This is a genomic window from Waterburya agarophytonicola KI4, assembly GCF_020640915.1.
Taxonomy (GTDB): Bacteria; Cyanobacteriota; Cyanobacteriia; order Cyanobacteriales; family Xenococcaceae; genus Waterburya; species Waterburya agarophytonicola.
The window spans coordinates 42,279-51,115 of the sequence record NZ_JADWDC010000011.1; the positions used below are offsets into that span (position 1 = coordinate 42,279).

The window sequence follows — 8,837 nt, forward strand, 5'->3', positions numbered from 1 at the left end:
TATCGATAAGCTGCAATTATTTTATAAGAGGAAGTTTGTAATGACGACTGCCAAAAATGGAATTAGTCATACTCGGACTCATGTTCAACAGTTTACACCTACTAAGCAAATAGAGCTTTTTGAATCCCTCAAAGAATCTCGATTTAGCGGACAGTTGGTTGTTTCCGATGCTCAAGATCGCACCTGGATACTATATCTATATTTGGGTCGTATAGTTTATGCTAGCGGAGGAGTACATCCCGTCAGAAGATGGCGACGGCATGTTGTTGCATATTGTCCAGAACGACTATCTCATGTTGAAGAAATTCAGTTGATTTTAGCTAATATCGCCCAAGAAGATTCGAGAATTTCCTGGGAATATCAACTATTATCTGTTTGGATCGATCGAGGTGAAATAACTAGAGATCAAGCCACTAAAGTTATCAGGGCTACTGTAATCGAGGTACTATTTGATATCACTCAAGCAGTAGAAGTTACATTTGAATCGATTAAAGACAACTTGTTATCCACAAGATTAATTTTAATTGATGCCGAACAAGTAATTAAAGAAGCCAACAAACTATATGCTGCTTGGCAAGAAGCCAAGGTTGCCGATCGCTCTCCCGATATGGCTCCTTTAATTCGTCAACCAGACGCTTTACGCAAAAAAACTTCGACTCAAGTATTTCAAAATCTCAGCCAATTGTTAGACGGAAAGCAAACTTTGCGAGATTTGAGCGTCCGCATGAAGCGAGATGTCGTGACTGTCACTCGCTCTTTACTGCCCTATATTCAGTTGGGTTTTGTACAGTTAACCGAAGTAGGAGATATTGCTCCTCCAGTCTCTACTCCCGTAGCGCAAAAGCTATTCAAAATCAAAACTCCCCGTCGCATTACTATTGCCTGTATTGATGATAGCCCCATTATTTGTCAGACAATGGAAAGCATTATCAAAGAAGCAGGGTATAACTTTGTGGGGGAAATGGATGGCTTAAGAGCGATCGCTGTTTTGCTGAGTCGCAAACCAGATTTAATTTTTTTAGATTTGGTAATGCCCAATACCAATGGTTATGAAATTTGTTCTCAGCTACGCAAACTCTCTTTCTTCAAAACTACACCAATTGTAATTTTGACTGGAAATGATGGCATTGTTGACCGCGTCAGGGCAAAAATGATCGGTTCGACCGATTTTCTGGGTAAACCAGCCCAACAAGAACAAGTTTTAGAAACCATCGATAAATATGTGATTCAAAAGTTAAACAAATGAATTTGAATTTTGATGTTAGTTTATCTATTTATCAGGGAAGTATAGAGATTGCTTGGGTATATCTTGCTAAAATCCAATTTTCTAGTATCAAAAAATAAGACAAAAATAACAAAAATAATTATAAATTGGGGAGACAATTATTATGGGATACACTCTAATTGTTGATGATTCGGCAACCGAACGATCTATTATTACAGGTTGTTTAGAAGGAGTTGGAATCAAGGTATCTGTTGCTTTGAGTGGTGAAGAAGCTCTAGAAAAAATAGAGCAGAGTTATCCCGATCTAATTGTTTTAGATGTGGTTTTACCAGGACGGAGTGGATTTGAAATTTGTCGCGAACTAAAAGGTTCAGACAACACTAATAAAATTCCGATTATTCTTTGTTCTACTAAAGGTACTGAGATGGATAAATTCTGGGGAATGAAACAGGGAGCAAATGCTTATATTCCTAAACCAATTGATCAAGAAGAACTAGTTAAAAAAGTCAAAGAATTGATTGCTGCATAGTAATGCTTTTGATTTAATTAAGGACAATTTATTCATCTAATTTTTGCTAAAGGTAATTAATAATTGTGTCGGATATATTTTCCCAGTCACACCAATCAAATTCTCAAACACAGCTTGTAAACAAAACGGAACAAAAGCAATTTTTAAGATTTAATTTGTATGATCACACTAAATTAATGTTGCCTATCAAACAGATTACAGAAGTTTTAAAAATTCAGTTTAGTCAAATTGTTCCTATCCCTCAAATGCCATCTTGGGTAATGGGGGTTTATAACTGGCGAGGAGATATTCTTTGGATGGTCGATCTGGGACATTTAATCGGTCTAAATCCTTGGTATCAACAAAATACCAATCGCTCCAATCATACTGCCATTGTCTTATCTCCTAATAAGGAAAAACACAATACTAATGCAGAAGGAAATATTAACCTGGGGTTAGTTATTTCTAAGGTTGAAGATCTTGAAATGTGTAATGTTGGTGAGATTCAAATTCCTCCCCGCTCTACTATCAATTCGCAACTTGCACCTTTTCTAGAAGGATATTGGCTTCAGCCACAAGGAGACATGATTATGGTGCTAAACGGACAAGGAATAGTTGCTGCTATGCCCAATAATTTTGTTAATTAAATTTTTGTTCATCAAATTAGTCTATCTCAATAATAATTTTAATAATTTTATTTTTCTTTTGTAAATAGGTTCACCTTTCTCAAGCTCTAGTTTCTATGAATAACTTGCCTGAATTACCAAATCAAATACAAGAACGTTCTTCAACCAACTCATTGGGAGCTAAATCTCCTTTATTAAGCAAACTATATGACTTGCCTATTAGTCACAAAACCAGTCTAATTCCTTGGTTTAGCTTTGCGGGGCTATTAGTAGTTTTAGGTGCTGGGGGAATAATTCTTTCTGGCTCTCTAAAAAATCAGTTATTCGATCGCGCGGAATCAAGACTAAACATAAAAAGTCAAATTATCGATATTTTACTAGCTGACAAAAGCGATCTGGAAAAAGCTTCTGTCTTAGAGCAAGCCATCACAGCTTTTACAGACAACCAGAGTTATAGCGCAATTTATCTTTATCAAAATGATGGAGAGTTGGTATTAGCCTCTTCGACGGAAAACATTGACGGACAAGTAAATAGCAATATTGCTTTACCAAATAACGAAATTATTGATTTGGCGGTTGCTAGTAACGGTTCGACAGTAGAACAGATAGAACAAGTAAACGGTATCAAATATGTTTTAGCAGCAAAAACCCTCTTGAACGATACGGGCAAACCCATGGGGGTTTTGATACACGGTAGTTCTTTAAGTCCGATTAATAGTCTAATTAAAAGTAGCTTTTTGGCTCAATCCTTACTTTCGGTAGTTATTTTAATCTCGATCATTTATTTGAGTAAAATTCTGGGAATTGCGATCGCCGAACCCATTCAAACTCTACAAAAAGTGGCTCAAGATTTTGCCGATGGCAATCTCAAAGCTAGGGCGGTAGTTCGTACTAGCGATGAAGTCGGGTTGCTGGGTACTACTTTCAATATTTTGGCAGACTCGATTGAAATTAATGAGTCTCGTCTCAAACAAGATGCAGAACGTTCTCGCATCCTCAAAGAAATTGCCTTAGAGATATCTGAAGCGACTGATGTATCGGGTATTATACAAATTGTGATCGAAAGTAGCAAAAACGTCTTAAATGCCGATCGCGTTATTTATCATCGCTTTGATGACAACTTTCAGGGAAAAATTATCGCAGAAGCAGTAGACGACAAATTTCCCTCAGCATTAAACGCAGAGATAGACGATCCTTGCTTTGCCGAAGGATATGCCGAAAAATATCAACAAGGAGCAGTCAAGGCGATCTCTAATATTTATCAAGCGGGATTAAATGAGTGTCATCTCAAGATGTTAGAGCCGTTTGAGGTGATTGCTAGTTTGATTACTCCTATTGTGATTAACGATAAATTAACTGGCTTATTGATCGCTCATCAATGTAGCGAACCTAGATCTTGGCAACAAGATGAAATCGATTTATTCTCCCAAATTGCTTCTCAAACCAGTACGGCAATTGAAAGAGTAGAACTCTTAGAAATACAAAAGCAATCAGAGAACAAAGAAAGAGCAGCCAAAGAAAATCTCCAGCGTCGAGCATTGGAGTTGCTTATGGAAGTAGATCCCGTCAGTCGAGGAGATCTAACCGTACAGGTGAAAGTCAAAGAAGATGAAATTGGCACTATTGGGGATTCTTACAATGCAACTATTGAAAGTCTGCGAAAACTAGTAGCTCAAGTACAAATCTCAGCCTTTCAGGTATCTAGCACCACCAGCGATAAAGACATTTCCATTCAAGAATTATCTACTGGGGCATTAGCCCAAACCGAAGAAATTAACAACGCCTTGATCAGAATTAAAGGAATTACCGATTCTATTCAAGCTGTTGCTAGTAATGCCAAATCTGCTGAGGCAGCAGTGTTGAGAGCAGCAGAAACGGTAAAAGCTGGTGATGATGCCATGACTCAAACCGTAGAAGGTTTCCAAGAAATCCGCGATACAGTTGCCGAAACAGCCAAAAAAGTAAAACGACTAGGAGAATCTTCGCAAAAAATCTCTAAGGTAGTCAACGTAATTAGTAACTTTGCCGATCAAACCAACCTGCTAGCTCTTAATGCTTCTATTGAGGCTGCCCACGCAGGAGAGGAAGGAAGAGGATTTGCAGTAGTTGCCGATGAAGTAAGATCCCTTGCTCGTCAGTCGGCAGAAGCAACGGCAGAAATTGAGGCTCTAGTGGCAGAAATTCAAGCAGAAACTAACGAAGTGGTAGCTGCTATGGAATCGGGTACAGAGCAGGTTGTGGCAGGTACGAAACTAGTAGATCGTACTCGTAATTCACTGATTCAAATCGCCGATGTGAGCCAAGAAATCAATCAACTTGTCGGAGGTATTGCGATCGCTACTGTCGAACAGTCTCAAAACTCGGAAGTTGTAACTCAGACAATGATGCAGGTTGCTGCTATCTCTAACAAAACTGCCACCGAAGCTGGGGAAGTATCCGCATCTTTCAAAGATTTATTAATCGTGGCACAAGAATTACAAAACAGTGTGGCTAAGTTCAAAGTTAGCTAATTATTTCTAATTGACGGGAGGAAACGCGCCGTCCCACGGCGCATGTTCCACTCCCGTGTTGATGACACGCCCTAATTACCGATCGATTTTGATGAGACTTTTTCCATGATAAATTCATCCCCAGATGGCTATTTAGAATTACCCTTAGACCAAACTTTATCCGATACGGGAAAATTAATGACGGCTTCTTGGTGGGAGCGCAAAAGTATTCGTTTTAAGACCACAGTTTTGGCGATCGCCATTGGTACTATTCCTACTCTGGCAGTGGGTTCGACGGTATATTATGTTGGTGCTAAATCGATCAAGCAAGAGACTACTAACCTGAGAAAAACCCTGGTTGCGGATTTACAAAACCAAGTTAATATCTTTATGAGCGATCGCTTTGGTGATATCAAGGTAATGGCAAATCTTGATATTTTTACCGATCCTCAACTAAGCAAAATTGCTACTACCCAGCAAAAGTCAGCAGCCTTACAAAAATTTCAGAATGCTCGTGGTATCTACAATAATATTGCGGTATTTGATGCTCAAGGCGATCTAATTGCTCAAACAGAAGGCAAAACCCTCAGCAATCACCTCAATCGCGGTTACATACAAGATGCTCTTAAAGCTAATGGTGCGGTAATCAGTCAACCCGTAATTTCTACTAGCTCTGGAATTTACAGTATTTATACTGCATCTCCCATTAAAGACAGCATTTCAGGCAAAACTATCGGTTTTGTCAGAGCTAGAATGCCCGTGGCAGTTTTAAAAGACTTGCTCAAAGAATATACTGCTGGAGGCAATCAATATTATTTACTTAGCGATCGAGGAGAGATTTTTCTCGGCTCGGCGGGAGAGTATGTTATTAAAACTCGTAGTGATAATTCTACGGTTGATAACAAGTCTTTCGATTATGAAGCGATTAAGGCGGTAGAAGTTTTTTCGGGTACAGAAAGTTTATTGGGCAGTGGCAAAGTTAGCGCGGGGCAAGCAGTTAATACTACGACTAAAAAAGAGCAGTTTTTAACCTATGCTCCCCCCAAGAGTTTCCCAGAATTGCCCGATCTAAATTGGCAAGCGATCGTGGCAGCAGATAATTCTCTTGTGTTTGCACCCCAAACAAAACTACGTCAGGTATTTATCTTGGGTATTGGTGTTATAGCTTTAGGTGTGGGGACGATCGCTTATGCTTTGGCAAATAGACTGCTTCGCCCCATTTTATTAGCTGCCAATGCGGTTAAAGAAATTGGGGGAGGTAATCTTAATACTCGCCTAGAGATTCGGGGAGCAGATGAAATTTCTCAATTAAGTGCCAATATTAACGGAATGGCAACCCAACTATCAAATCTAGTAGAAACTCAAGCTCTCTTGGCGCAACAATCAGAAGCGATCAAAAATGCCACTATACAATTTGCCAATGTCAGCAATAAATCAGAAATTCTTAGTATTGCTGTTGAGGAAGTTCATAAAAGCCTCCCTGCTAATCGAATTGTTTACTATCAATTTGCTAACAATAGATCGGGAATGGTTGTTGCCGAATCTGCTTCCAAGGGTTCATCTTCCCTCCAAAATACCGAAATTTTAAATCCCGATCTAGTCGCTGCATATTTGACCAGACACCAACAGGGTAAGACTCAAGTAGAAGTAGTTAAAGATATTCAACAAGCTAATATAGCCCCATCCTATCGAAAACAAATACAGTCTCTTGGGATAAAGGCAAGTCTTATTGCCCCTGTGATTATGGAAGATGAGCTAGATGGCTTATTGATGGTACACCAAGCTAGCAAACGTAATTGGTTAGAAGAAGAGGTAGAGTTTGTTAGCCAAATTGCCAACCAAATCGCTTTTGGTATTACTCGATTAAAATTAACCGAACAACAAAAACAGGGGGAAATCAGAGAAAAAGCTGCCAAAGAGGTAATTCAAAGTAGGGCTTTGGATCTTTTAAAAGAAGTGTATGAAGTATCCGAAGGAGATTTAACCGTTCGAGCTAAAGTAACCGAAGATGAAATTGGCACGATCGCCGATTCTTATAATGCTACGATCGAAAGTTTGCAGAAACTAGTTAACCAAACTAAGGCTGCTGCTCTGGAAGTAAAAAATAATACCTCAGCTAATGATGTCGCTATACAAGCTTTGGTAGAAAAAACTCTAACTCAAGCCGAAGCAATTAGCAAAACCTTAGAGCAAGTTAATGCCATGGAAGAATCGATCGCACAAGTCGCTCAAAGTGCGTCTGAAGCAGATGAGTTTGTCAAACAAGCCAACTTGACGATTCGTACTGGCGATCGCGCAATGAATCATAGTGTAGCCGAAATCAACGCAGTACAGAATACTGTTACCGAAACTGCGATCAAAGTGCAACAACTAGGGGAATCATCTCAAGAAATTTCTCAGGCAGTTAATTTGGTCGGTCGTTTTGCAGCCCAAACTCACCTTCTCGCCCTCAAAGCCTCTATTGAAGCAGCAAGGGCGGGAGAACAAGGCAAAGGTTTTGCCGTAATTGCCAACGAAGTGCGATCGCTCGCTACTCAATCAGCAGAAGCCACAGCAGAAATTGAAACCCTCGTCACCAAGATTCAGCTAGAAACCAACGAACTAGCAGAGGCGATGAACAAAGGCACAGAACAAATTGCTGCGGGTAGCGAGTTGGTACAGCAAACTCGACAAAGTTTGACTCAAATTAGCGAGGCTAGTGACGAAATTAGCAAGCTAGTAGGCTCGATTACTCAAGCAACCAAACAACAGTCTGAAACTTCTACACGGGTGAGTCAAACAATGGTTAGCGTCGCCGAAATTGCCGAAAACAATTCTCAAGCTGCAACTCAAGTTTCTATCTCGATTAAGGAGCTATCCTCAGTAGCAGAGAAACTCCAGTCAGGCATCGGCAAATTTAAAACTTAATTTCTTTTTTTCTTATAAATTGCCAACTATATCTAAATCATGTCACTCAACCCCGATATCCGCGACCAAGCGTATCAATTTTTTATTGAAGAAGCCCAAGAACTGTTACAGGTTCTAGAATCAGGCTTGCTCGAACTCCGCGAAGACCACAGTACGCCAAAGGTACACGAGTTGATGCGGGCTGCTCATTCGATCAAAGGAGGTGCAGCCAGTGTGGAATTGAGTGCTATTGAATTATTGGCTCATCGTTTGGAAGATTTTTTGAAGGCTCTTTATAGCGATAGTGTGGAATTCGATGCGGACTTAGAAAGTTTATTGTTACAAGGCTATGATTGTCTTTCCAGCCCCTTGACAGAGCAAATTGAATCGGGTTCTTATGATGAGGAAGCAGCGTTATTAACTGCCGAACCAGTGTTTGCTGCTTTAGAAGTTCGTTTGGAAGAAGCCCTCAAAAATGCAGATAACTATATTCCTAGTTCTAACGATTTGGGGGTAGATATTGTTTCTTCGATCTTTGAGGTTGATGTAGTTCAGTCTTTGGAACATTTACAGGAAATAGTCGATAATCCTGCTAATTTTGATTTAGCAGAGGAATTGCAAGGAACTTTAGATATGTTTGCTGGCTTTGCCGAATTATTTAATTTATCTGGCTTTAGCGACATTGTTCAAACTTCTCAAACTGCTCTATCTCAAAATCCTGGCAGTGTTTTAGAAATTATCAAAGTTACCTTGGCTGATTGTACTATTGCTAAAGATAGAGTCCTCGAAGGCGATCGCGATCGCGGTGGAGAAGTATCTTCTGCTTTAATAGAATTAGCTCAATCTGACGTTTCAGCAGCTTTTTCTGGCGATCTAAATACAGAAGAGTTTTCTTTTGATAGTCAAGACGATAATTTGTGGGGTTCTCCAACAACAACAGATCCTTTAGCAGAAGATGTTTTTGGTACAATTCCCGATGCTCAAGTTGTAGCCGAAGACGAACCAGTAGAAGTTGCTGCTTTAATTGACGATCATAATATTGATGATATTTTTGGTACAATTCCCGATGCTCAAGTTGTAGCCGAAGACGAACCAGTAGAAGT

6 protein-coding genes are annotated in these 8,837 nt (G+C 39.6%); all 6 read left to right on the forward strand.

Annotated features, from left to right (window positions below; all coding sequences use genetic code 11):
• Nucleotides 1-40: 40 nt before the first annotated feature.
• Nucleotides 41-1,246, forward strand: coding sequence for a response regulator (locus I4641_RS06605; protein WP_229639685.1), 1,206 nt, complete (start codon nt 41-43; stop codon nt 1,244-1,246).
• A gap of 142 nt (nt 1,247-1,388) precedes the next feature.
• Nucleotides 1,389-1,754: a response regulator transcription factor gene (locus tag I4641_RS06610; RefSeq protein ID WP_229639686.1), complete on the forward strand. Its 366-nt coding sequence runs from the start codon at nt 1,389-1,391 to the stop codon at nt 1,752-1,754.
• A gap of 65 nt (nt 1,755-1,819) precedes the next feature.
• A complete protein-coding gene (locus I4641_RS06615; RefSeq protein WP_369426732.1) occupies nt 1,820-2,380 on the forward strand; it encodes a chemotaxis protein CheW in 561 nt (186 codons plus the stop codon).
• 95 nt (nt 2,381-2,475) lie between these two features.
• Nucleotides 2,476-4,869 (forward strand): methyl-accepting chemotaxis protein, encoded by a 2,394-nt coding sequence (locus I4641_RS06620; RefSeq protein ID WP_229639688.1) that lies wholly within the window; start codon nt 2,476-2,478, stop codon nt 4,867-4,869.
• A gap of 105 nt (nt 4,870-4,974) precedes the next feature.
• Nucleotides 4,975-7,755 (forward strand): methyl-accepting chemotaxis protein, encoded by a 2,781-nt coding sequence (locus I4641_RS06625; RefSeq protein ID WP_229639689.1) that lies wholly within the window; start codon nt 4,975-4,977, stop codon nt 7,753-7,755.
• A 39-nt stretch (nt 7,756-7,794) separates the two neighbouring features.
• A partial coding sequence (locus tag I4641_RS06630; RefSeq protein WP_229639690.1) for an Hpt domain-containing protein occupies nt 7,795-8,837 on the forward strand: 1,043 nt, incomplete at its 3' end.

What these genes read in the sequence shown, in the direction of transcription:
- I4641_RS06605 (WP_229639685.1), top strand. Translation starts at nt 41, where the DNA reads ATGACGACTGCCAAAAATGGAATTAGTCATACTCGGACTCATGTTCAA.
- I4641_RS06610 (WP_229639686.1), top strand. Translation starts at nt 1,389, where the DNA reads ATGGGATACACTCTAATTGTTGATGATTCGGCAACCGAACGATCTATT.
- I4641_RS06625 (WP_229639689.1), top strand. Translation starts at nt 4,975, where the DNA reads ATGATAAATTCATCCCCAGATGGCTATTTAGAATTACCCTTAGACCAA.
- I4641_RS06620 (WP_229639688.1), top strand. Translation starts at nt 2,476, where the DNA reads ATGAATAACTTGCCTGAATTACCAAATCAAATACAAGAACGTTCTTCA.